The organism is Anaerococcus octavius (assembly GCF_900445265.1).
GTDB lineage: Bacteria > Bacillota > Clostridia > Tissierellales > Peptoniphilaceae > Anaerococcus > Anaerococcus octavius.
The window spans coordinates 1,532,352-1,557,120 of sequence record NZ_UFTA01000002.1; the positions used below are offsets into that span (position 1 = coordinate 1,532,352).

Sequence of the window (24,769 nt, forward strand, 5' to 3'; positions counted from 1 at the left end):
AGATAGAAAGAAGGAATAATGAAAAAAGTATCAATTATCGGTTTAGGAAATGTTGGAGCTACTGTAGCCCACACCCTAGTCGAGAGAAAGCTATGTGATGAAATTGCTCTATTTGATAAAAAAGATGGACTAGTTAATGCAGAAATAAACGATCTTAGAGATGGCATGGTAAGACGTAACGGAAATATAGAATTATTAGCTGGAGAAAAATCAGATTTAGTTGATAGTGACATAATAATCTTTGCTCCTGGTGATATTACTATCTTACAAAATAATAGCGATAGACTGGAAGAATTCAAATATACAAAAACTTGTGTAGAAGAATGGGCTCCTATCATTAAAGATTCTGGATTTAAAGGTATTATTGTCTCCATAACAAATCCATGCGATGTCATAGCTGAATACATGCAGAAACTAACAGATCTACCAAAAGAAAGAGTTATAGGAACCGGTACAGTTATTGATACTGCTAGAATGAAAAATGCAGTAGCAAAGTATGTAGGACTTGACCCAAATTCTATAGATGGATATGTAATTGGAGAACATGGTAATAGCCAATTTATAGCTTGGTCAAAAGTTTCTATAGCGTCTAAATCTATAAATAAAATCCTAGATGAAAAAACTTTTGATCAAATAGAAGAAGCTTCAAGAATGAAAGCTTTCGAAATTATAAAAGGCAAGGGGTATACATCATATGGTATAGCAAATGCTGCTGCAATCATAGTAGAAACTATCTTCAATGATAGTAAAACAATCCTACCGGTTTCCTCATACTCTAGCGAAGCAGGTTGTTATATAGGACATCCAGCAGTAGTTGGTAAAGATGGAATAATAAGAGAAGTTTTATTAGAGCTTAACGAAATAGAACAAGAAAAATGGAATCACTCAGTAGAAACTATTAAAAATACAAGACCATAATAATTATCAAACAAAAAACAAGCCCTTTTTTGGGGCTTGTTTTTTATTTATAAAATTTTATGCTATTTTCCCTTTTCTTCTAAGTCTTGCTGAGTTGATTAAAGCTGCAGTAGCATCTCCTGTGATATTTAAAGTAGTTCTACCCATATCAAATATTCTATCAATACCTGCAACAAGAGCAATACCTTCAACAGGAAGTCCAACTGATTGTAAAACCATAGCAAGCATAATCATACCAGATCCTGGAACACCAGCTGTACCAATTGATGCAAGAGTAGCTGTTAAAACTATAGTAATAATTTGTCCTAAAGTAATATCAATACCATAGCAAGAAGCAATAAACACTGCACAAACACCTTGATAAATTGCAGTGCCATCCATATTTATTGTAGCACCTAAAGGCAATACAAAACTTGTTACATCATGGTCTGCGCCAAGTTCTTCGCAGCATTTCATATTTATTGGCAAAGTACCCATACTAGATGCAGATGAAAAAGCAAACATCATAGCTGAAGCCATAGTTTTGTAAAACTCTATAGGACTAATACCTGCCATAGTCTTTACTGTAAATGAGTAGACAATAGCAGCATGGAAAATATAAGCTAAGTATGCAACTAAAAGCACGCTTGCAAGAGAACCGATAATCATAGGTCCATTTTCAGCAATTACAGGCATTAATAAAGTAAGAACTCCAATTGGAGAAAGTTTTAAAATAAGTTCCATAGCTTTCATATTGATGTCATTTACAATATCTATAGCATCTATAGCTTTAGCTTGTTTGTTTTTATCAATTAAAAGTATAGAAAAACCAAGAATAATAGCCATAACAATGATTTGAAGCATATTTGCCTCGACAATAGGAGCTAAAAAGTTATTTGGGAAAATATTTACAAAAGTATCCATCAAAGACACTTCATTCTCAAGAGAATACTCAAGATTTGTTGTAGCAATAATAGGGAAAAATCTTTTTGCGATATTAGCAGAAACAAGACCAATTGTGATTGCAAAAGCAGTGGTGAAAAAATAATAAATAATAGTAAAAACACCTACTTCGCCAACTTTTTTAATATCTTTCATAGAGATAATTCCACCCATAATAGAAAATAAAACAATAGGTGTAACAATAAATTTTAATAAGTTTAGAAAAATATCTCCGATTGGTTTAATATAAGTGTTTAAAAATTCAGCTTGACTTTGTAGTAGCAAACCAAGAACAATTGCAGCGACTAAGGCGATAAAAATATTCCTAGTCAAGTGCGATTTTTTGTGAGTTTGTTTTTCCATAAAAATCTCCTTATCTTTTCATAAATTATATATATGTTACTGTCAATTCTCTATTTTGTAAAGATATTTTAATTAAAAAATTAAATTTTTAATTGAAAAAAAACGACTTCAAAAACTTCAAATTAGCTTTTGAAAGTCGATTTTTTAATCAATTTTATTTATTTTTATACTACTGATTTTTTATTTTTATAGTCTTTATCCCACATGGTCTGATGAAATTATTTGCTTGATCTTTACTTGTTTCATCAGCTTTAACAAAGTCTAATTTATCAATATTAGTTTTAAAATTAATATCCTTATCTCTATATGGATTATATAATCTTAGTATTAAATCATTATCATTAGTAGCTTGCTTTAAGCTAGAAAAAATAGCGCCATCAACTTCTAATAGTGAGTAATTGCTTTGGAAATTATAATTTTTACTGATTACAAAATGGTCTGTATTATCATATATTTCTCCTGCTTGATAAGAAATAGCTTTATTTAAAACTTTTTTAGAAAAATCATGCATTTTAAAGTAATCATTTTCTATATCACATATATAAAGTGTTGTTTCTATTTCTGTGTCTAATAAAGCGTGACCCATTTGTATCTCGTGGACTCCTGAAGCTCTACCTGGTCTATCATTTAAATTTGCTTTTCCTAAATAAGGAACTGACCTAAACATAGTAAAAGCAATTTTATTATTATCTAAAATTTCATATTCTCTTACACCATCTGATACACCGCAAACAGTTTGATTTGAGTCAAGCGCAGCAAAAGAAATCATAGGTTCAATTCCTCTAGGTTTTTCATCCCAGCCTTCTTTTAGCCAATTTTTGTATTTACTATAATCAGTTTCTCTAACAATAGTCCCAAATTGTTGGTCAGCAATTGAACTAGTAGTTTTTATTTTTGTATCTACAACTACCCTATCTCTATGTTCTATAACGTTATTATTTGTTTTATAATTTAATTCTATATATTTTTTAGACTTATAAAGAGTTATTGATAGGTAAGATATAAGTTCATTATCTAAAATTCTTGATTGTCTATTTTTTAAATCATAAGGAACTTTTCTTATTAATTTATAACTTATATTTTGGTACATATCACTTTTTTTAACTTTTATATCTAAAACCTTACCTTCTGAAATAAATAAGTCTTTGTCAACTGAAGAATAATCGTAGCTATCACCTTCGTCTGCATTATCTTCAAGGTATATTTTATTTATATTTGAATCTCCATCAATAATAATTTGACCATTGTCATTTACATGTATCTTATAAAACTCGTTTTCTATAAATTTATCATAGGAAAATAAATCTTTTAGTTGATTTTTAGAACTATTTTTTATCTCATAAGTTTGGTAGCCCATAGGAATTATCCTATCTTTTATCAAGATTTTAGCACGATAAATTTTATCATATAAGTTTAAACCACTTGATATTTTATTATTTACACCTATTTCTTTAATAGACTTATCCAAATTTGTTTGATCTTCTTGTATGTTTATTAATTCAAAAGCAATATCTTTCCCATCTCTTTTAATTATAAAATCTTTAAATGGTGTTAAAATGTCACATTTTATATACTCTTCTCTTTCATATGGAAGAGTGTTATATACTTGAAAACTAAATGGACTTAAACTTACTCCATCTCCAATCCTTCTCATTATAGAATCAGCAAGATTGCTTGAAATATCATTAACTTTATCGTACCTATTCTCTATAAAATTATTAGTCTTATCAGAGTTACACATGCCAATACTATCATGAGCCGAGTTAAGCAACATTAACTTAAAACATTCTTCTATCAGTTCTTTTTCATATCTTAAGCCAAGTTTATAACTTATGGCACTTAAAGGCTCAATAAACTCTGATAAATATCTTTCTAGTCTGTTATGTTTAATTTTTAAGTCTGCTCTTGTAGAAAATATACTTTTATGGATTCTTGAATGTTGTCCAAAGGTAAACTCTCCAGTGTAGTCTGCCAAATCATTTGCATTTGCAAAAACTTCATCTAGTGAATTTTCTAGAGAATCTATCTCTATATCATAATCACTATTTTGGATTATTTTTGCTATATTTTTTCTGATTGGTTTTTGATCTTCACCGTTAAATAAAATATATGGTTTTCTATTCCCAAATTTTTTTAATTTATCTACAAGTTCCTCAATATATGATCCATCATCTTCATTTGGTGGATATGCCATAATTCCATAGTGGTATAAATTAAATGCTTTAACACTTTCACCACTTGGACTAATCCAATTAAATTCTCTATCTTTAATCAAATGATCAGCTATACCTCTTCTAAAAAAAGCATATTTTAAACCCATTTGATTATATAATAATGGCATTTGTTCACTCATACCAAAGCTATCTGGAAGATAACCTATAGACTGATAGCCTCCTAAATCTGTAGCTTGTTTCATACCAATTTGTAAATTTCTTATCAAACTTTCTCCAGATATGACTAAAGTGTCACTTTGTGTGTACCATGGTCCTGTAATAATTTTACCTTTAGATATAAGTTCTTTAAGTTGATCTTTATTTTCAGATCTATAGCGTAAATAATCTTCGATTATAGATGTCTGACCATCAAGTAAAAATGTGCTGATATCATCATGATTAGATAAGTAATCAATTATTTCGTCAAAATCAATTAGTGAAAAAACCATTGATCTATTATCTGTAAAATACCATTCCTTGTCCCAATGGGTGTGAGCTATTACTTTTATATCAGTCATTCTTGAACCACCAATTTACCTTTTTTAATTTGATTGTTTCTATAAAAAATATTGACAATAGCAATAAACATAGATCCAACCAAAATCCCTGCTACATATGGAACTATATTTTCAACTAGTGGCCACGCCCAAATAGCCGATTCTGGGAACCATTGTACAGCCCCAAAGCCAACACCAACTAAAGCTCCAATTAAAGCACCAATCATATATAAAGGAACAGTAAATGCAGGATTTTCTAAGGCAAAGGGAATAGCACCCTCACTTATGCCCATAAAAGCTAAAAATATAGATGTTTTAGCTGCTTCTCGTAGTTGCCTATCGTAAACTCTTCTTTTTACAATGTATTTATCTAAAAGAGCACTTAAACCAAGACCAATTGATGGAGTTACTATTGCAATAACTCTGGCTGTAAGTGGCATTATTCTGTCTACAGCAAGACCTGTAGCAACAAAACCTGCAGCCTTATTAACTGCACCTCCTAGGTCAAATGCGGTAGTTAGAGAAAGTAATATTGCATAGACTATTCCTCCACTTTTTCCAGCACTGGTTAATAAACTTTCCACAGATTGATTTAATGAAGATCCTATAGGGGTAATTACATAAATCATTAGTATCATTGTAACCAATACTGATATTAAAGGTATTAAAAATGTTGTTTTAAATGCCATCCAGTTATGACTTACTTTTATATGATTATTTAGAAATCTAACAAAATATCCTATTAGAAAGGCTATTAATAAACCTCCAAAAAATCCTGATGGTGCTGGTGCTACTGGTTCATAAGCTCCATCTACCATAGTTAATGTTTCTATAGGATTATTTGCAACTACACCACCAATAAATCCGCAAATAAGAGCAGTTTTACCTCCGATAGATTGGGCTGCAAAAGCTGCAAATATAGGTATAGCAAATCCAAATAATGTAAAGCCAAATGTTTGCAGTATGTAAGCAAATTTCAGTAAGTTTTCTGAACTAACAGTATAAGAACCAGTATTAATAGCATCTACTATAGACATTGAAGGATCAATTCCCATAAACATATAAGGTATTAACTGTGATAAGGCTCCCAATAACCCACCCATTATCAAAACAGGAATCATATAGCTAATACCTGTCATTAGATGTTTTTGAAATTGACTAAACTTTGAATTAGAATTTTTACTTGTAACTGTTGATTTTTTTACTGTGCCATTGCTATCTCCAACCGTTCTTTTAGTAACCGGCATATCATCCTCCTAATTTATAGATAAATCTTCTTCTATATCATCAAAAACTGTTTTAATATCTTTAATAGCTTCAGCTAAAGGAACTTCATATATTTCATATCCTTCAAATCTTTCCATATTTTGTGGAGTAATAGCTGTGGATAATAAAATTATATCTGCATTAGCAATATCTTCTGCTGTCAATTCATTTTGAATCCCATCTGATCCTTGAGTTTCAACTTTTGTTTCATATCCTCTTTTTTTAGCTTCATCCTCCATTGATTGAGCTGCCATAAATGTGTGAGCAAGTCCCATTGTACAAGCACATAAACCAACAAATTTTTTCATATTATTCCCCTACTTCCTTTAAATTTTCGTAAATTTCGTCCTTACTTGCTGTCTGTAAAAATTTTAAAAATTCTTTATCAATTAATTTTCTTGATAGATTTGCTAAAGTATTGATATGCTCTCCACCTTCTTCTTTACTAAAAATACCAATTATAATATTAACCTTAGAATCAGACCAATCAATAAAGTCATTTAATCTTAAAAATATAATTGTATTTTTTAAGACATTTTTACTTTTAGAATGTGGTATGGCAAGAGGTTCTATTAAAGCAGTGCTCATTACTTTTTCTCTATTAATCAAATCAGTTTTAATACTTTCTGCATCAATAGCTATATCTAACTCACACGCTTTTTTAGATAAATAATCTAAGACATCATCTTGATTTTTTAAATCTAAGTTTATGATAACGTTTTTTCTATCCATATTTTCTCCTTTCTGAATATATTATAGCATATTGATTTATCTAAATTGAAATTACTTTTCAAGTATTTTTTATATTATCCAAAAAAGAAAATATAACTCAAAAACAACGTTTGCTCAAATAATTAGCAATGTTTTTTTATTTACATTATATAAAAAATTTGACATTTTTCCAAAAGTGTTCTAAAATATTGAAGATTTGGAATAAAATAAGGAGGTTTTTGATGAATGATAAAAAGAGAATTTATAATGTCAGTGATGATGTCCCTAAAAAGATGCTAATTCCTTTAGGCTTGCAGCATACTTTTGCTATGTTTGGTGCATCTGTTTTGGTTCCTATATTATTTGGCATCAATCCCGGCATTGTTCTTTTGATGAATGGTATTGGTACTTTACTTTTTATTTTGATAACTAAGGGCAAGGCTCCAGCATATTTGGGATCTTCTTTTGCTTTTCTTGCACCAGGTATTGCTATTATAGAGTCTCAAGGATTTGAATATGCCCAAGGGGCTTTTGTAGCTGTTGGTATTTTAGGGTGTTTGCTTTCTTATATAATTTATAAATTTGGCACATCTTGGATAGATGTAGTGCTGCCACCAGCTGCTATGGGTGCGGTTGTAGCTCTAATTGGTTTTGAGCTTGCGGCAAATACTGTTTCTGGCGGGACTATCGGTGCAAATCTTATGACTGATACTGTTACAAGTGCTGATTGGCTAGTGTTTTTAGTCACCCTTCTTACAGCAATCTTGGGCTCGATAATGTTTAAAGGTTTTATGTCTACTATTCCTATATTAATTGCAATTATTGTCGGCTACATCGTAGCTTATTTTAACGGTCAAGTAGACTTAACTCCTGTTCGTGAAGCAAGCTTTTTTACTCTCCCACAATTTCAGCTGGCCAAATTCTCACCAGAAGCAATTTTTGCTATGCTCCCTGTCTTACTTGTAATTGCCGCTGAGCATATTAGCCACCAAGTTGTTACTAGCAATATTATTGGTGAGGATTTATTAAAAGACCCAGGTCTTCATCGTTCTATATTTGCAGATAACTTTTCCACTGCACTTTCCGGATTAATTGGTGGTGTTCCAACTACAACTTATGGTGAAAATATTGGAGTTATGGCCATAACTGGAGTTTATTCTATAAAGGTAATAGGAACTGCTGCTGTAATTTCAATTTTAATGGCATTTATAGGGCCCCTATCCGCCCTTATTTCTACCATCCCAGGCAATGTTATAGGTGGAGTTACATTTTTACTTTATGGGATGATTGGTACAAGTGGGATAAGACTTTTAGTTGATCAAAAGGTTGATTATTCAAAAAGTGATAATTTAATATTAACGTCTGTAATATTTATTGCAGGACTTAGTGGACTAGCAATTCAGTTTGGATCTATAGAATTAAGCGGAATGGTACTTTCCTCAGTCGTTGCTGTTATATTATCATTACTAATACATTTGATAAAAAAAGCTGGATGGTCTAATTTGGAATAAAATATAAATATTTATATTTCAATAAAAGACTGGCTTACAGAATTATCTTCTATAAGCCAGTCTTTTAATTATTTTCTAAAGAAAATTTGCTTGCTTCTTCCTTTGATTTTTTCTTAGCAGCATTTATAAAAATTATAACTACCATTACTTCTATCCATAAAGTTAGAAAGCTAGCTTCTACTCCAAAAGCTCCTCCTGTTAAATATGAATTCCCTACAAGTTTTGTCTTTATAAGGTTTGTGCTGGTTTGGGAAAGTCCAGATACGCTTATGCCATATATATTAGCTTGGGAAAAGTTCCAGAATGTATGGGCAGCAGCTGGCATAAATATATCATCTGATATGTAAAATAAAAGCGAAAATATTACCCCCATTAAAAAAAGATTTATAAAGGCAAGTAATCCAAATCCAGGATTTCCTATGTGCATAATGGCAAATATAAGACTATTTGAAATAATTGCAGACTTTACACCATTATATGCTGCAAAATAATTCATAAGTATAGACCTACACATCAATTCTTCGCTAAATCCTTGGAGCATCCATCCAATTAAAAATACAAAAAATATTGCAGGTGATACATTTTTATAGTTTAAACTTATTTGAGCTTGGTCATATATTTTTAGCTGCAAAAATACACCAGTCATCATGATCAAACCTATAATAGCCCCTTTTATATAGTTTTTTAGCTTATCATTACTTTTTAGACCAAGTGAAGCATTATTTCTATTTAGATATTTTCTTGCAAATAAGTAAAATAAAATGCTTGCTAAAATCGTCCCGTAAAGAACACTTAGTATATAAGCATCTGCTGACATATGCCTAGCAATTTCCTCTGGCCCTGGCCTTACTCCTTGGAGTACTCCAGGTATTACTATAACTCCTAGCAAAATTTGAGGCAAAGTTACTATAAAAAGTAGAAAAATTGTTACAAGTACTGCGTTCCTATTTTTTTGAACTTTTTTAGTTTCCCTTATAGATAAATTATCTTCAAACATTCTTTTCTCCGTTATATTTAATAATATAATTATAACTAAATTATATTTTTAATCAAAGAAAAACACGGAAATCTCCGTGTCAATTATCTTTTATTGCATCATTCATAGTATCTGTTGGCTGTGCAGAAGAATCCTTGCTATCCTTATCAAAGTCATCTGCATATTCCAAAGCCCCACCTAAAATAGCGTTTATAAAATCTCTTGATTCACTTATACTATAGCCGTTTAATTTTCTATTTAAAAATATAGTAGCTTCTCTAGTATTTCTCTCCTGATTAGGATCTGAAAGAGCTGCCATATAATCAGCGTGGATTTTCTCGTCATCTTCACTATCATCTATTTTTTCATAGACATCTATGTAATTTACATTAGTGATTTTAAGTTTTACTTCCTTACCGTGTGGTCTTTTTTCTTGATTTTCTATTTCTATTTGTAAGTTTTCAAAATTATTGTCATAAAAATCTTTTTGTTTTTGCCCATCATCTGAGTAAGAAGTCCTCAATACATCAAGGATAATTGGAAGTCGGTCAGTTTTTTCTTCTATATATTCAGTATCATATGTTTTTATTGCAGTTTCTAGAGAATCTACAGTTCTATTTATATTAGAAACATATATTTGATATATACAAAAAGGTATGCCAATTATAATTAGAGCCATAATCACATAAGGAAATATGAAAAGGCTACGCTTTTTTGATCTTTTATGATGATTTCTTCTTGCTTTTTTTGCTGTTTTTGCCATAATTTCCTCTTCAACATTAATTATACCATGTATTATACATTTTTAATAAATATGATAAGATAGAATTATGAAAAGTTTTAAAATTAATTTAATGGATTTAATAGCCTCAATACTTTTAGTCTTCTCATTTTTCATACCATTTTTAGCTAACAGTTTGAAAGTAAATGGAGAAGTTTTGCTAATGCTTATCAATTGTTACTTGATAGGCTATTTGTCATATTTAATTTCCTTTATGGAAACTAAAAAAGTTTTACTAATGGCTATTCCACTCATTTTATTTAGTGGATTTTTAATATTTTTTATGCGTGACTTTAAATTTGTTTTTGAAAAACAAAGATTACATGATTTACTTTATGTAATAACAAATTTATATGATGTGATTTTTGTAGTAATTTGCTTTTTTGTAATAGAAATTGTCTTATCCCGCATAGTAGGTGGCAAAGCTAGCTTAGGATTTGGAGTAGCAGCTCTTATACTCTACTATGTTATGCAAAATAGTGATATAATTCCCTTTGACTTTTATTACAAAGATCTATTAGTATATTTTTTCTTTTTTGTAATGGCAGCCAGAATAAAACCTGCAGTAAAATTTAATAATTTTTTATTGTTTTTAGGTATTTTATTCTTAGCAGGAGAAATTTACCTATATATTTACCTAAACTACTATCCAGGTTTTTATCTTTCTACAATTATCTTAACTTACTTAATACTTAAACAAAGCTTGGATGTTGAATGTGTAAATCGACAAAGATACCTATTTTTTGCCTATCTTTACCCATATAAAGTTATATATGTATTATTAAAATCAGCAATAAATGCAAGTCCTTTCGTAATTACTATCATAGGCGTACTTTCAACATTTATAATAGGAGAATTTTTATACAAGATCAAGGTTAAGTTTTTAGATTATCTTTTTATAGGAATTCATTAAAAGCTTAGAAAAACATTTTCATATATTTGAAATTATGATAATATAAATATGTAAACGATTTTATTTATCATTTATGGATTATTAATTTTTATTAGGAGGTAGTTTATGAAAGAAAAACTACAAAGATTAGGTCAATCCTTAATGCAACCGGTTGCGGTTATGCCTTTGGCTGCCTTGCTTCTTGGTATAGGATATCTAATTGACCCAGATGGCTGGGGTGCTTCCTCACCTGTTGCAGCATTTTTAATCTCAGCTGGTGGGGCAATCTTGGATAATCTTGGTATTCTTTTTGCAGTTGGTGTTGCATTTGGTATTGCCAAAGAAAATCACGGAGCTAGTGCTCTTGCTGGTCTTGTGGCATTTTTGACACTTTCAAAAATGTTATCCCCAGAAACTGTTGCCCAACTACGCGGTCTAGATTTGGAAGCTTGGCAAGCAAATGATCCTTTCCAATTCTCAGCCTTTAGTAAAATCGGAAATGGTAATGTTTTAATCGGTATCTTATCAGGTGTTTTAGGTGGTAAGGCTTATGATAGATTCCACGAAACACGTCTTCCAGATTTCTTAGCATTCTTCTCAGGTAGAAGACTTGTGCCAATTATGGCATCTCTTTACGCTCTAATTGCTTCACTTATTTTAATGTTCCTATGGCCTATAATTTACTCAGCTCTAGCAACATTTGGTGAATTCTTACTAGGTCTTGGAGCGGTAGGTGCAGGTATTTATGGTTTTGCAAATAGACTTTTAATCCCAACAGGTCTTCACCACGCATTAAACCAAGTATTCTGGTTTGACCTTGTTGGTGTAAATGATATACCAAACTTCTTAAACAACGCTCAAGACACTATTACTGCAACTTATCATCCAGGTATGTATCAAGCAGGATTTTTCCCAATCATGATGTTTGGTTTGCCAGGTGCAGCCCTTGCTATGGCTCAAAGAACTGATGAAAAAAATAAAAAAACTATCAAGGCTCTAATGATAGCAGGTGCATTAGCGTCATTCCTAACAGGAGTTACAGAGCCTCTTGAATTTGCATTTATGTTTGCAGCTCCACAATTATATTTTATCCATGCATTACTTACAGGTATTTCAGTATTTGTAGCAGCTAAACTACAAGCCTATGCAGGATTTGGATTCTCAGCAGGACTTATAGACTTTTTCCTATCATCTAAAAATCCTATGAGAAATAATATGTGGATTTTAATTATCATGGGTCTAGTATTCTTTGTTTTATACTATTTAATATTTAAAGCATTAATCGACAAATGGGATATAGCTACTCCTGGTAGAACAGCAAAATCTCAAAAAGCAAATAATGCAAAAGTTATAGAAACAGAAGATAAAGGCAGAGTTTCAACAGCTGATAAAACAGAAGCTGAGGAAAAAGCAGAACAAAATGCTACAGTAAAAGGTTCATACTCTGATACTACTAGAAAAATATTAGAGGGCTTAGGTGGAGCGGAAAATATAGATACAACAAGCTATTGCACAACAAGACTAAGACTTACAGTAAAAGACCCAGCAAAAGTTGATGAAGAAAAAATCAAAGCAGCAGGAGTAGCAGGCCTAATCAAACCAGGACCAAAAGCAGTCCAAGTAATAATAGGTCCACAAGTACAAGCAGTACACGATGAATTTGTAAAATTATTAGATAAATAAAATCGAAAATAAACACGAAATCAGCAGGCGGTAGCTTGCTGATTTTTTTGTGTATTATTATGACATACACTTAACTAAAAGGTGAAAGAATATTTCAAAGAACTTGTAATAGCAGGCAAAATACATGCTGCAGGCACAGATGAACCCGTAATTAATATAGAAATTGCTAAAGAATTTATAAATGCTGGCACAAATATATTACTTATCCCAGCCCCTTACACCATCCCACACTTTAATGAAGAAGATTTTAAAAAAATATCGTACTATGTTTGGGATTACAATCAAAATAGAGAAATAGATAAAAAAGTTCTAATAATGTCCTCAATAGACACAACCTCCGATAAAGATACAATTCATCAAATAGCGCTAGCAGCAAAGGCAAACTGCACTCTCCTCCAACACATAGGAGATGCAATTAACGACATATCACTACCAGAAAATATTTACACAATGGGAGTTGCTATAAGAGGAGTAAAGTGGCAAACACATCAAATGAGTTCTTCTATTATTAGGAATGAGTAAAGTTTATTTTATTGTGCTCTTATCCATCTACTACTTATATATAGAAAAAATCAAGTTTTTTCCAAAAAAAGACAGCAGCTTATAGCTACTGTCTTTTTTTATTCTTATAGGACATCTATTTTTGTTCTTATTTCCTTTCTTAGTATAAACATACATAAAACAGAGTTTGTAAATTCAGCAATGAAAAATGCCCACCATGCTACATTAAGATTTCCCGTTCTTGATAATAGGTAAAATATTGGGATAAGGATTATAAATTGTCTTAAAAATGATTGTAGTATTGCTATTTGCCAATCTCCTAAGGATTGGAAAACTCCTCCTACTGCAACTATAGCTGGAACTGCTACAAGATATGATAGAGAAACTATCCTCATCATTGGCACTCCGATTTCTATCATATTGTCTGTTGCATTAAACATTCCTAGTAGCTGTTGCGGGAATATCCACATTATTAATACTGCTATAGCCATTAGAACAAAGGAACTTTTTATAGATAGGGCTATGGATTCTTTTATCCTATCTTTTTTCCTTGCGCCATAGTTATATGAAACTATAGTTGTTAGTGCATTTGAGATACCAAATACTGGTAAAAATGCAAATGATTGGAATTTAAACATTACTCCGTAGGCTGCTATTGAACTAGATCCAAAGCTTTTAAGAATAGTGTTTAGGGCAAATACTACTAAAGATCCTATAGTATTCATTACTATAGTTGGAAGTCCTATCCAAAATATTTGCTTTACTATATCTCCATGGAATTTGAATTTTTTTGATGTAAACTTTATGTCATGGTTTTTAGTTTTGTTGAAATAAAAACCTACTAGAGCTCCAAATACTTGTCCTATTACAGTTGCTATGGCTGCTCCCTTTACTTCTAATCTTGGAAAACCAAATAATCCAAATATTAGTATAGGATCAAGTATTATATTTAATATAGCCCCTGACATTTGAGTAATCATTGTAAATTTAGTAAGAGAAGTAGCTTGTAAAAGTTTCTCAGCAAGAGTTTGAAAAAATATTCCTATACTAAAAATTGTTACTATGTATAGGTATTCTTTGGTATATTGGCTCACCACTGCATTTTGTCCTTGGTGGTTTACATAACCTTTAGTAAACAATAATCCAATAATTGCAAATACTAAATATGTAATTCCAGAAATTGCTACACCGTGGAGGGCAACTGATCCTACCTTTTCACGGTTATTTTCTCCCAAGAATCTACTTAATAAAGCCGATGCTCCTACTCCTATACCTACTCCAAAGGCAATTAAGATATTTTGTACGGGAAATGCTAGCGAAACCGCTGTTAGTGCATCTTCTGATACTTGAGCTACGAACATAGAGTCTACTATGTTATAAATAGATTGCACTAGCATAGAAATTACCATTGGTATGGCCATTTCTAACAAAAGTTTATTTATAGGCATTGTCCCTAACTTATTTTCATTTATTTTTATTTCTTCCATAAAAACTCCCTAAAAAAATAATTATAAATTATATTTAAGCTTATATAATAAACCCGAATGGCTAAATTCTGTCAATAGTGACCTGCTAAAGTAAAAAAGCCTAGGAATGTTTTCCTAGACTTTTTTCATAAATTTCTTTTTAAAAAATAGAATCTACTGACTTATTATCTCTTTCTTCACTTAATTTTTCTATAAAGCTTTCAACTGATACTTCTGGAGTTTCTTCTCCATCTCTATTTCTTACTGTTAGTAATTTTGATTCTTCTTCTTTTTCTCCAACTACTAACATATAATTTGCACGCATTAATTGAGCTTGTCTGATTTTATATCCAACACCTTCGCTACGTTCATCTATGCTTACTCTAAATCCAGCTTCTTTTATTTCTTTTCTAAGATCTTCTGCTGTATCTAGGAATTTATCAGAAACAGGAATAATTACTACTTGTTCAGGGTTTAACCATAGTGGGAATCTACCTGCAAAGTGTTCTGTAAGTACACCTATAAATCTTTCTACAGATCCTAATAAAGCTCTATGAAGCATAACTGGTCTTTGTTTTTCACCATTTTCATCAACATATGTCAAATCAAAGTTTTGTGGTAATTGGAAATCTAATTGGATAGTTCCACATTGCCACTCTCTTTTTGCTGCATCTAAAAGGTGGAAATCAATTTTTGGACCATAAAATGCTCCATCACCTGGGTTTAACTCATAATCTATACCGCGTTCTTCGAGGGCGGCTTTAAGTTGTTCTTCTGCAAAATCCCAATCTGCGAGTTCTCCCATATAGTCATCTGGTCTTGTTGATAATTCTAATGAATATTTAAATCCAAATGTTGAGTAAAGTAGGTCAGCTAGGTCTATCATTTTGTAAACTTCGTCTTTGATTTGGCTAGGTAAGCAATATACATGTGCATCATCTTGAGTAAATGTTCTTACTCTAAATAAGCCGTGAAGTGTACCTGATAGTTCGTGTCTGTGTACTTGACCAAATTCTGCAAGCCTAATTGGTAGGTCTCTATAAGAATGTTGGTTTGATGCGTATGTTAAAACTGATCCTGGGCAGTTCATTGGTTTTATAGCATAATCTTCCTCATCTATTTTTGTAAAATACATATTTTCTTTGTAGTGGTCCCAGTGACCTGATCTATGCCATAATTCTTCATTCATGATAAGTGGAGTTTTTATTTCTCCGTATCCACGTTCATCTAAAACACCTCTCCACCAATCAAGAAGTTCGTTCATAAGAATCATTCCATTTGGATGGAAGAATGGAAATCCTGGTCCTTCTTCATGGAAACTAAATAAATCCATTTCACGTCCAATCTTTCTATGATCACGACGTTCGATTTCTTTTTGTAATTCTTCCCATTCTTCTAATTGTTTTGCTTTTTCAAAAGAAATTCCATAGATTCTTTGAAGCATTTGTCTATCAGAGTCACCTCTCCAGTAGGCACCTGCTATAGTTTTTAGTTTTACTGCCTTGATTTTTTTTGTAGATTCTAAGTGCGGACCACGGCATAGGTCAACAAAGACATCTCCCATTTTATAAAGAGTGATTAACTCATCTTCTGGTAGGTCATTGATTAGTTCGATTTTGTAATCTTGACCCATTTCTTCAAACATTTTTAAAGCTTCTGTGCGGGAAATTTCGATTCTTTCCATTTTGTGGTCAGCTTTAGCTATTTCTAGCATTTTTTTCTCAATTTTTTCAAAGTCTTCTGGAACAAATCTGTGGTCTAGTTCCATATCATAATAAAAACCATCAGCTATTGCAGGTCCTATGGCAAATTTTGTATCTGGCCATAAAGCCTCTATCGCTGCAGCCATTACGTGGCTTGATGTATGCCAGAATATTTCTTTTCCTTCTGGATCATCAAATTTTACTACTCTAAAGTCACTATCTTCATTGATTGGTTCCATATAGCCACGTGTTACACCATTTACAACTGCACCAAGGGCTTGTCTATATAGTCCTTCAGATATATCTTTTGTAACTTGGCCAACACTTACTCCAGCTTCATATTCTTTTACCGAATTATCTGGTAATGTAATTTTTATCATAATCTCTCCTTTTTATTCCACAAAAAAACCGCCCTTATCGTTACCGATAAAAGGACGGGTTATATCCGTGGTTCCACCTAAAATTTGTGCTCATTAAAGTCTTAACGCGACTGACGTTTTAATTTCTTAAAAAACTCAAGGGTGGTTTTCATAAATTACTAGACTAAGACTTCTCAGCTACCATCTTTCTCTGTAAGTATTTGTAATTACTACTATCCCTATCTTAGTTAATATTCTATAAATAGTTTACCCTAAAAATAAGAGTTTGCAAATTCCTTATTGATATGGTCCAATTAAATTTCTTTATTTTAAATCATAATCGGCAAATATTTACAAGAAAGCTAATCTATAATAAAAGAACTTTCAACTTTTAAATCATACTATTCTACATTAGCTCATAAAAATCTTAACTACTTGACTCTATTTTATATTTTTTAAAATTTTAAAATATTTTTTTAATTTTACGAGTAAAATACAATTTTTGGGAAATATATATTATTGGATTTTTTTCTAATTCATCTATTTTTTTCAAGTTCTTTTACTTTTTGATTAGCTTCTTTTTTTGAAGTATTAGCCTTATCTAGTACAGATTCTGACTCTTCTACTTCTTCTTGTTATTTTTTCCACTTGTTCACTTACTTTTATTAATTCTTTATTTTTATTATTTACTTCTTTATCAGTTACTGCTGAGTTTTTATCATTAACTGATGCAAATTAATTTGCCATTGTACTTAGAGCATTTAAGCCCATAGCTAGTAAAAGCATTGCTACTTATTTTTTATAAACTTTTCTATATTTGCTAGGACACAAGCCTGAATAAATTTTGAAATTTCTAGCGAAATTTGATTGTTCAGCAAATCCTAATTCTTCTGCTATCTGACCTATTTCTTTATTTGTATTTATAAGCAATTCTTGAGCTTTCATCATTCTAATTGTATTTAAATATCTCATAGGTGTATATTGAAATTCACTTATAAACTTATTGTTTAAGCTAGACTTTGATATTTTAAACTTTTCTACTAACAAATCCAAATTAATATCATTAGCTAAATTTTTTCTAATATAGCTTTCGATTTCAAGTATCTGACTTTCTCCTTGTTTTTTATAGTATCTATTTCTATTATCGCTAATTTTCCTGTAGGATATTAAACAAATCAACTCTAAAGTTTTTATTGCAATTAAATTTTTATCTTCTTCTCTAAGATATAAAATAAGCTGATTTGCAACATCTATTAAGTTCTTATCCGATAAAATGCAACCTACATCACTTATATTTTTGAACTTATTAACAAATACTTGTAAAATTTTGTAATAGTCTTTACTCATATCAAACTGATCAGGATTAATGACTATATTAAAAGCTGTAGTCTTTTCTCTATCCGTATAAGACTCACGAGCTTTAGGGATATACTTTCCTATAAAAAGTTGCCTATTAATTAAAACCTTGTTGTTATTTATATAAGTAAAATAATTGCCTTCATAAGAGTAGGCGATTCTAAAGCCATAGTTCCCACTTTTAATAGAATTTTCCACACTATATTTTTCTTTAAAGTCTATATATATTACATAAACTCCTGGAAATACTAAGTAAGATCTCATTTTATTCTTTGGAGATTCTATAGATTCATAATCAAAAATATCTTTATCTTTTGAAGGATAAAGTTTAAATCCCCAACTTTCAATACCCTTAACTGCCATTTAAAAACTCCACTACATTCTCATTGACCATCTTTATAAATTCATAGTCATGGGTTACAATTATTACGATCTTGCCCATATTTTTCATATCTCTAATAATTTCAATTGTCTTTTTCATATTTGTCATACAAAGACCAGATGTAGGTTCATCTAAGATAACAATTTTCTTTGGGCTTGCATAGGCTAAAGCTAAGGCAAGCCTTTGTTTTTGTCCGCCAGATAAGCTTTGAGGATGCATATTTTTCTTATCTATTAAGCCAAGTTTAGAAAGACTTTCATCTTTTATTTTCTCATCCTCTGTAACTATTGAAATCTCTTTATATACGCTCTCTGTAAAAAGCTGATAGTTTACATCTTGCATTACAAGGGATATATAATCTCCACTTGACTTAATTTTCTGACCTTTATAGTAAACTAAAGACTTTTGCCTCTTATTTAGCTTACACAAATTCCTAATAAAGGATGTTTTTCCTATGCCGTTTTTACCAATTATAAAATATATCCCAGGATCAAAAGAAATATTAAAGTCAAATAAAACTCGCTTACTATTTTTATATTTGCAATAAAAATTAATACATTTTAATGCATGATTATGATCATATGACTTATCATCTAAAGACTTTCTAGTCCATTTTTCATTTTTTATTTCATTAATCCCTATTTCATCTAATCTTCTTAGATTATAAGTCTTTATCAAATCATTATTTACTTCTTCTTTATCATATTCTATAAGATTATTTTCTTTAATTATACAAAGCTTATCTAGTATATTTTTTAAATAATAAAGTCTATGCTCAGCGATAATTATAATCTTACCCATATATTTTAAGATTTTAATAACATTTGCTAGCTTTTCAATTGCTTTTTTATCAAGAGAGGCTGAGGGTTCATCAAATACATATATATCATTATCTAAAACTGCTACAGAAGTAATTGCCACTAATTGTTTCTGTCCACCTGATAATTTTAATAAGTCCTTATCAAGAAGTTTTTCTGTACCTAATATATTGCTATATCTATCAATAGTTTGAAATATTTCATCTCTTTCTATATTTTTATTTTCCAAAGCAAAAGCTATCTCATCAAGAGAATTTACTGCATAAAATTGATTTTTAGGATTTTGAAATACCGTAGATATAAACTTACTTCTATCTGCTATGGTCATATCTACTAGATTCTTACCATCTAATTCAATTTTCCCACTCAATTTTGCCTTATCAATCTCAGGAATTATTCCATTGATAGCTTTAATAATCGATGACTTACCAGAGCCGGATTCCCCAGTTATTACATTCACAGAGCCTTTTTCAAAATTTATATTGACATTTTCTAATATCTTATAACTTTTTTTGTCAACATCTTCATAGTCTAATCCAAAATCTTTAAATTCTAGCATACTTTCCCCTTATAAATAAAATTATTAAAAGCAAGGAAAATACTAAAAAGACATAATCAAAAAATTTAAGTCTAGTATTTGAAATGCTAGAACGTTCACATCCTACTTTCATCCCTCTTGTCATTGCAGATATTGATACATTATCAGCTGTTTGTGAGGTTATCATTAGCAAGGGAACAAATTTATATTCCAAAATCCTAGCTGGATCTTTAAAGAAATTTTTAGCCGTCAATCCATGCATATAGATAGCCTCATTTATTTTTTGATAGTCCTCTTTTATGGAATAAAAAAATCTAAACATAACTGAAATAGGTATTATTATATAATCAGGAAACTTTATTTTTTTTAGAGCATAGACTAGATCACTCATAGTAGTAGTGCTGATTGTATAATAACCCATCATAAAGCCTGGTAGAACGCTCATAGTAATTCCACAATACAAGTTTAATATCATAGTCCGTATATTTTGAGGAAGTATTAATAAGTATTTATTTCCTACAATGGCGAGAGTATTTACTACTACTCCCTTTATAAGCATTGACCATCTTTTATCTACCAAGGCAAAAATATAAGGTAAGAAGCACAAGAACATTCCTAAATAATAATAGTTATGTACTAGGCTCCCTTCAATTACAACAACTCCTACTACTATAGTTAAAAGTAGTTTTGTTCTAAAATCAAGCTTCATCTATGCCATTCCTGCTTTTATAAAGTGTTTTTTAAGTATTTTTATTCCTAGCGTACAACCTAAATAAGCACCTAATACACCAAGAGCAACAATTGGAACAAATGACCAAGTAGGCATTACTGACATTAACTTTTCTACAAAGTCTGCTTTATAACCTTGGCTTATCAAATTCTCTTTATAAGAATCTCTAGCTATATATAAAGGTAATAGATTAGCAGCAGAAAATAATGAAAAAAACATATAAGTTAACCTTGCATATTTTATGCTTTTGTAATTACCTTTTTTCATTATAAATTCTGAAACTAAAGCAATAAGAACAATGAGTGGAAAAGCAAGAGAGCCATGACCACTTAAAGAAAATACCAAGCCAAAAATAATGCCCATTATCAAAATCATACCAAATTTATCTATTTTAGTTGAATAGAGCATAAAAATAGGTCCTGATAACAAACAACAAGCAAAAGGGACAAGAGGCATGAGCACAGGTATAAAACCTATCATGCCAGCAACCCATACTGCCATAACGACTAAAAGAGAAAATACTCCTGCATTTACTAAATCTCGTACATTAAATTTATTCACTTATAAAAACCTCCATCAGTATACAAACTCCTCAGAAAGCCTTGAGCTTTCTATCATTTTTGCGTAAGTTTTACTATTGTCCAAAAGATATTCATGAGTTCCTAAAGCTTCGATTTTCCCCTCATTCATAACTATAATTTGATCTACATTTTGAATTGACTTCATTCTGTGAGATATAAGCACTACTGTCTTATTTTTTGTTAGTTCATTTAAAGACTCTTGGATATACTTTTCATTTTCTACATCTAAAGAAGCTGCTATTTCGTCTAATAAAATTATTTCTGCATTTTTTAAAAATGCCCTAGCTATTGAAATTCTCTGTCTCTCTCCTCCAGATAAGTTTGACCCATTTTCTCCAATTAGAGTTTTATATCCCATTGGAAGTTTGTTTACAAACTCGTCGCAATTGGCAAGCCTTGCAGCTTTCAAAACTTCATCGTCACTTGCGGATAAATCTCCAAGCCTTATATTATCCATAACACTTCCATTAAATAATATTACATCCTGAAATACCATGGATATATGGCTAAATAAATCCTTAGTATCTATGGCATTAATTTCTTTGCCATCTATAGTTATCTTGCCTTTATCATAATCATAAAGTCTTGATAAAAGTCGAAGTAATGTCGTTTTCCCACAACCAGATGGTCCTACTAAGGCACTTACTTTATCCTGGTTACTTTTAAAGGAAACATTATCTATTACTTTCTTGCCATCTTTGTAAGAAAATTCGAGATTTTCACAAGAGATATCAAAAGATTTCAAATCACTTCTGTGACCCTTTTGCATATTTGCCAATTCAATAGCTTTGATTTTCTCAACTGGTGAATCTATATACATAAATTCTCCATAGAATGTTGTAAATTGATCTACTCCATCTATTAGCCTTGCCGCAGCAAATAAGTAGCCGGAAAAGTATAAAATATTTATATTTCCTTCATTAAGTTCTTTTAAGCCAAAATACATGACAAAACCTAAGGCAAATTTTGCCACTATTTGTGAAAGTGTTACTGGTATAACTTGAGAAATTTCAGTAGCAACGTGGTTTTTTTCAAGCTTATTAACAAAGTGAATTGCTTGTTTTTCTTTGCTTTCGCTTAAATTATAAGCTTTGATTTCTGTAGATGAGTCTATAAGCTCTTGAAATATCCTAGCAGATTCTCTTTGATCTTTGTAATATTTACCTGTAGCTTTTTTTTGCTTGTTTTTAGATAAAAATGTCAATAATATACTTGCTAAAATTGGAATAATTATAGCCAAGGCTAGTCTAACATTTCCTATTAATAACAAAATTGAAACGATGCAAAAACTAATTATAAAACCATAAAAACCTGGGATAGAATGACTTAGACAGTGTTCTATAGTTTCTACATCCTTCATTATAGTTTGGGATAAATCTGTAAGATCGTGGCTAGCATAAAATGATAGGGGCAAATCTTTTAATTTTTCAGCAAGACTAACCCTTAAATTTGCACTTTCTTTATATGTCTCGTTATAGGTTGTCTTATAATCCTTATCAAGTACCAAGACCATTATAAAAGCTATAATAATATAGGATATTATAGTAGCTTTAAGAGAAAAGTCCCCAAGACCCAACAAACCCTGGATTGTATACATTAGCAAAAATATAGGCAACATAAAAGATAGGTTTTTAAGGGTGGAATAAAAAATAGCTATCGACGTTCCCTTTGCACCCTCATCTGTTAGGGCAAATCTATTTTTTAAATAATCTTTCATTAGCTTATCCTCCATTGGTTGGCTTCATCATACAAATCTACAAATTGTTTGTACCTAGCCTCCTTTTCCATCAAATAATCGTGGCTTCCACGCTCAATTATATTTCCGTCTTCAACTACTAATATCTCATCAACTCCACGAATAGATGACAGTCTATGAGCAATCATAATAACTGTTTTGCCTTCCATTAGACTTTTGAAAGCTTGTTGAAGTTCATATTCATTTTCTGGATCTGCTGCAGCTGATGCTTCATCTAAAATAATGACCTTAGGGTCTTTTAGAAATATCCTTGCTATAGACACTCTTTGTATCTCTCCACCAGATAAATTGACCCCGCTTGCTCCAATTATAGAATCATATCCATCTTCAAACTTATCTATGAATTGATCACACTTAGAAAGTCTTAAAGCCTCATAAACTTCCTTGTCAGATGCATCTTTTTTGGCAAGTTTTACATTTTCAAAAATTGAAATTCCTTGAAATAGTTTTGGATTTTGGTAAACCATGCCAATATTATCCATTAAAGTTTCTCTTCTATAAGAATAAATATTCTTATTGCCAATTAAAATTTCTCCAGAATCTATAGGATATAAAGAAGAAATAAGTTTTGCAATAGTTGATTTGCCACCTCCAGATGGTCCTACTAGGGCATAAACTTTACCCTGGTCTAATTTAAAAGATAAATTGTCTATAACCTTAGTCTTTTTGTCATAAGAAAAACTTACATTTTTAAATTCTATAGAATAATTTTCTATAAATTCATCATTACCATAAGTAATCGCATTATCTTTCATCTCGTCAAATAAACTCTCAAGATTGTCAACTGCTGTATTGGCCTCTACATTGTACAAACCTACATACATTATCTTCATCAAATCCGAGAAAAATAAACCCATAAACAATGTGAAAAACAAAATTTTGGCAGACCAAAGATAAGGATCTGCTCCATTTTTTACCATGTAAATGGCAATAAATATAGGCGTGATGATAAATATGTTTAATACCCACTGAAAGCTTACAAAAGGCAACCTACAAGACATAGAATATTCATAAACCATATCTCTATAGTCGTTAATAGTCCTATATAGCTTTTTAAAGCCTATGAGTGGAGCATTAAAAATCTTTACAACTGGCAATCCTCTGACATACTCAACAGCCTGTCCATTAAGTTCATCAGATTTTTTCATATAAGCTATAGTAAAATCTTTTTCACCAGACATTTTGTAAAGTAAAAACATAGATATTAACACAATTATCACAAAAAATATGCCTAGATAAAGATCTATATTAAAAACCAAGATTAGTAATAGTATTGGTGTAATAATTGCCGCTGTATGGTCAGGTATTAAATGAGCCACACTCATATGAGTTTGCTCGACATTGTTGTCTATAATTTTTCTAACTTCTCCCGACTGATGAGTATCAAAAAAAGTATTTGAAGCATTCACTAAATTCTTAATTCCTTTTTCTCTAAGCCTCGTCTCTAAACTAAAAGCTGCTAAATGACTCATCCAAGTGCCTACAATGTATAATATAGCTTGTACTATAAACAAATTTAATACAAAAGATGCACTAGATTTTACATCTAAAAAATTTCCTTTTGTAAAAACACTTTCAATTATTTGCCAAATCAAATAATAAGCATAAAACTGGATTAAGCACCCCAAAGCTGTAAAAATAACTGATAAAACGCCATTAATTTTTTTGTCTGGAATATAAGAAAATAATTTTTTATATATTTTCAAAATATACCTCCTTATAAATAATATATACTGATAATCGTTATCAATATATAGTATATCAAAAATATTCTTTTACACTTGCCAAAAATCGTATTATATTCAAAAATCTTCGTTTTTTTTATGAAATTTTATAACTTATATAAA

At 30.6% G+C, this 24,769-nt stretch carries 20 protein-coding genes and 1 other annotated feature; of the genes, 5 read left to right on the top strand and 15 right to left on the bottom strand.

What is annotated here, in order from left to right; genetic code table 11:
• The first annotated feature begins 18 nt into the window (after window positions 1-18).
• Window positions 19-918: a lactate/malate family dehydrogenase gene (locus DY249_RS07495; protein ID WP_101539666.1), complete on the top strand. Its 900-nt coding sequence runs from the start codon at window positions 19-21 to the stop codon at window positions 916-918.
• A 57-nt stretch (window positions 919-975) separates the two neighbouring features.
• On the opposite strand, the gene DY249_RS07500 is transcribed toward DY249_RS07495, so the two are convergent.
• The 5 genes from DY249_RS07500 to DY249_RS07520 form a co-directional block, all read right to left on the bottom strand.
• Window positions 976-2,202 (bottom strand): dicarboxylate/amino acid:cation symporter, encoded by a 1,227-nt coding sequence (locus DY249_RS07500; RefSeq protein ID WP_115595721.1) that lies wholly within the window; start codon window positions 2,200-2,202, stop codon window positions 976-978.
• A gap of 169 nt (window positions 2,203-2,371) precedes the next feature.
• Window positions 2,372-4,933, bottom strand: coding sequence for a glycoside hydrolase family 38 N-terminal domain-containing protein (locus tag DY249_RS07505; protein ID WP_115595722.1), 2,562 nt, complete (start codon window positions 4,931-4,933; stop codon window positions 2,372-2,374).
• The gene (locus DY249_RS07510; protein WP_115595723.1) at window positions 4,930-6,159 is read right to left on the bottom strand and encodes a PTS fructose transporter subunit IIC; all 1,230 of its coding nucleotides are present in this window, start codon (window positions 6,157-6,159) and stop codon (window positions 4,930-4,932) included. The genes DY249_RS07505 and DY249_RS07510 overlap by 4 nt, the downstream gene beginning before the upstream one ends.
• A 9-nt stretch (window positions 6,160-6,168) precedes the next feature.
• On the bottom strand, window positions 6,169-6,486 hold the full coding sequence (locus tag DY249_RS07515; RefSeq protein ID WP_101539670.1) for a PTS fructose transporter subunit IIB: 318 nt from the start codon (window positions 6,484-6,486) through the stop codon (window positions 6,169-6,171).
• A 1-nt stretch (window position 6,487) separates the two neighbouring features.
• Window positions 6,488-6,910: a PTS sugar transporter subunit IIA gene (locus tag DY249_RS07520; protein WP_115595724.1), complete on the bottom strand. Its 423-nt coding sequence runs from the start codon at window positions 6,908-6,910 to the stop codon at window positions 6,488-6,490.
• Window positions 6,911-7,131: 221 nt separating this feature from the next.
• Between DY249_RS07520 and uraA the strand changes: the two genes are divergently transcribed.
• Window positions 7,132-8,400 (top strand): uracil permease, encoded by a 1,269-nt coding sequence (gene uraA / locus DY249_RS07525; protein ID WP_115595725.1) that lies wholly within the window; start codon window positions 7,132-7,134, stop codon window positions 8,398-8,400.
• A 64-nt stretch (window positions 8,401-8,464) separates the two neighbouring features.
• On the opposite strand, the gene DY249_RS07530 is transcribed toward uraA, so the two are convergent.
• Both DY249_RS07530 and DY249_RS07535 read right to left on the bottom strand, forming a co-directional pair.
• Window positions 8,465-9,397 (bottom strand): CPBP family intramembrane glutamic endopeptidase, encoded by a 933-nt coding sequence (locus tag DY249_RS07530; RefSeq protein WP_115595726.1) that lies wholly within the window; start codon window positions 9,395-9,397, stop codon window positions 8,465-8,467.
• Between the two features lie 79 nt (window positions 9,398-9,476).
• On the bottom strand, window positions 9,477-10,139 hold the full coding sequence (locus tag DY249_RS07535) for a hypothetical protein (protein ID WP_115595727.1): 663 nt from the start codon (window positions 10,137-10,139) through the stop codon (window positions 9,477-9,479).
• A gap of 67 nt (window positions 10,140-10,206) precedes the next feature.
• Between DY249_RS07535 and DY249_RS07540 the strand changes: the two genes are divergently transcribed.
• The 3 genes from DY249_RS07540 (at window position 10,207) to DY249_RS07550 (ending at window position 13,254) form a co-directional block, all read left to right on the top strand.
• Entirely contained in the window at window positions 10,207-11,070 is an 864-nt protein-coding gene (locus DY249_RS07540) for a hypothetical protein (protein ID WP_115595728.1), read from the top strand.
• 105 nt (window positions 11,071-11,175) lie between these two features.
• Window positions 11,176-12,732 carry an N-acetylglucosamine-specific PTS transporter subunit IIBC gene (gene nagE / locus DY249_RS07545; RefSeq protein WP_115595729.1) on the top strand — a complete coding sequence of 519 codons (1,557 nt, stop codon included), beginning with the start codon at window positions 11,176-11,178 and terminating at the stop codon, window positions 12,730-12,732.
• 81 nt (window positions 12,733-12,813) lie between these two features.
• The gene (locus DY249_RS07550; RefSeq protein WP_115595730.1) at window positions 12,814-13,254 is read left to right on the top strand and encodes a DUF7916 family protein; all 441 of its coding nucleotides are present in this window, start codon (window positions 12,814-12,816) and stop codon (window positions 13,252-13,254) included.
• A 104-nt stretch (window positions 13,255-13,358) separates the two neighbouring features.
• Here the strand turns inward: DY249_RS07550 and DY249_RS07555 are convergent, their stop codons facing one another.
• From DY249_RS07555 to DY249_RS07590, 8 genes are all read right to left on the bottom strand, one after another.
• Entirely contained in the window at window positions 13,359-14,720 is a 1,362-nt protein-coding gene (locus DY249_RS07555) for an MATE family efflux transporter (RefSeq protein WP_115595731.1), read from the bottom strand.
• A 139-nt stretch (window positions 14,721-14,859) separates the two neighbouring features.
• A complete protein-coding gene (gene thrS / locus DY249_RS07560) occupies window positions 14,860-16,782 on the bottom strand; it encodes a threonine--tRNA ligase (protein WP_115595732.1) in 1,923 nt (640 codons plus the stop codon).
• Between the two features lie 47 nt (window positions 16,783-16,829).
• Window positions 16,830-17,016: a binding site (T-box leader), on the bottom strand.
• A 537-nt stretch (window positions 17,017-17,553) separates the two neighbouring features.
• Window positions 17,554-18,480 (bottom strand): helix-turn-helix domain-containing protein, encoded by a 927-nt coding sequence (locus tag DY249_RS07565; RefSeq protein ID WP_115595733.1) that lies wholly within the window; start codon window positions 18,478-18,480, stop codon window positions 17,554-17,556.
• The gene (locus tag DY249_RS07570) at window positions 18,470-19,876 is read right to left on the bottom strand and encodes an ATP-binding cassette domain-containing protein (protein WP_115595734.1); all 1,407 of its coding nucleotides are present in this window, start codon (window positions 19,874-19,876) and stop codon (window positions 18,470-18,472) included. The genes DY249_RS07565 and DY249_RS07570 overlap by 11 nt, the downstream gene beginning before the upstream one ends.
• Complete coding sequence (locus DY249_RS07575; RefSeq protein WP_115595735.1) at window positions 19,863-20,564, bottom strand: energy-coupling factor transporter transmembrane component T; 702 nt, start codon at window positions 20,562-20,564, stop codon at window positions 19,863-19,865. Before DY249_RS07575 ends, DY249_RS07570 begins: the two co-directional genes overlap by 14 nt.
• Complete coding sequence (locus DY249_RS07580; protein WP_115595736.1) at window positions 20,565-21,146, bottom strand: MptD family putative ECF transporter S component; 582 nt, start codon at window positions 21,144-21,146, stop codon at window positions 20,565-20,567.
• 15 nt (window positions 21,147-21,161) lie between these two features.
• On the bottom strand, window positions 21,162-22,883 hold the full coding sequence (locus DY249_RS07585; protein WP_115595737.1) for an ABC transporter ATP-binding protein: 1,722 nt from the start codon (window positions 22,881-22,883) through the stop codon (window positions 21,162-21,164).
• Entirely contained in the window at window positions 22,883-24,628 is a 1,746-nt protein-coding gene (locus DY249_RS07590; protein ID WP_115595738.1) for an ABC transporter ATP-binding protein, read from the bottom strand. The genes DY249_RS07585 and DY249_RS07590 overlap by 1 nt, the downstream gene beginning before the upstream one ends.
• Window positions 24,629-24,769: the final 141 nt, after the last annotated feature.

Coding starts and splice junctions, on each gene's coding strand:
- DY249_RS07495 (WP_101539666.1), top strand. CDS start 19: ATGAAAAAAGTATCAATTATCGGTTTAGGAAATGTTGGAGCTACTGTA.
- DY249_RS07500 (WP_115595721.1), bottom strand. CDS start 2,202: ATGGAAAAACAAACTCACAAAAAATCGCACTTGACTAGGAATATTTTT.
- DY249_RS07505 (WP_115595722.1), bottom strand. CDS start 4,933: ATGACTGATATAAAAGTAATAGCTCACACCCATTGGGACAAGGAATGG.
- DY249_RS07510 (WP_115595723.1), bottom strand. CDS start 6,159: ATGCCGGTTACTAAAAGAACGGTTGGAGATAGCAATGGCACAGTAAAA.
- DY249_RS07515 (WP_101539670.1), bottom strand. CDS start 6,486: ATGAAAAAATTTGTTGGTTTATGTGCTTGTACAATGGGACTTGCTCAC.
- DY249_RS07520 (WP_115595724.1), bottom strand. CDS start 6,910: ATGGATAGAAAAAACGTTATCATAAACTTAGATTTAAAAAATCAAGAT.
- uraA (WP_115595725.1), top strand. CDS start 7,132: ATGAATGATAAAAAGAGAATTTATAATGTCAGTGATGATGTCCCTAAA.
- DY249_RS07530 (WP_115595726.1), bottom strand. CDS start 9,397: ATGTTTGAAGATAATTTATCTATAAGGGAAACTAAAAAAGTTCAAAAA.
- DY249_RS07535 (WP_115595727.1), bottom strand. CDS start 10,139: ATGGCAAAAACAGCAAAAAAAGCAAGAAGAAATCATCATAAAAGATCA.
- DY249_RS07540 (WP_115595728.1), top strand. CDS start 10,207: ATGAAAAGTTTTAAAATTAATTTAATGGATTTAATAGCCTCAATACTT.
- nagE (WP_115595729.1), top strand. CDS start 11,176: ATGAAAGAAAAACTACAAAGATTAGGTCAATCCTTAATGCAACCGGTT.
- DY249_RS07555 (WP_115595731.1), bottom strand. CDS start 14,720: ATGGAAGAAATAAAAATAAATGAAAATAAGTTAGGGACAATGCCTATA.
- thrS (WP_115595732.1), bottom strand. CDS start 16,782: ATGATAAAAATTACATTACCAGATAATTCGGTAAAAGAATATGAAGCT.
- DY249_RS07565 (WP_115595733.1), bottom strand. CDS start 18,480: ATGGCAGTTAAGGGTATTGAAAGTTGGGGATTTAAACTTTATCCTTCA.
- DY249_RS07570 (WP_115595734.1), bottom strand. CDS start 19,876: ATGCTAGAATTTAAAGATTTTGGATTAGACTATGAAGATGTTGACAAA.
- DY249_RS07575 (WP_115595735.1), bottom strand. CDS start 20,564: ATGAAGCTTGATTTTAGAACAAAACTACTTTTAACTATAGTAGTAGGA.
- DY249_RS07585 (WP_115595737.1), bottom strand. CDS start 22,883: ATGAAAGATTATTTAAAAAATAGATTTGCCCTAACAGATGAGGGTGCA.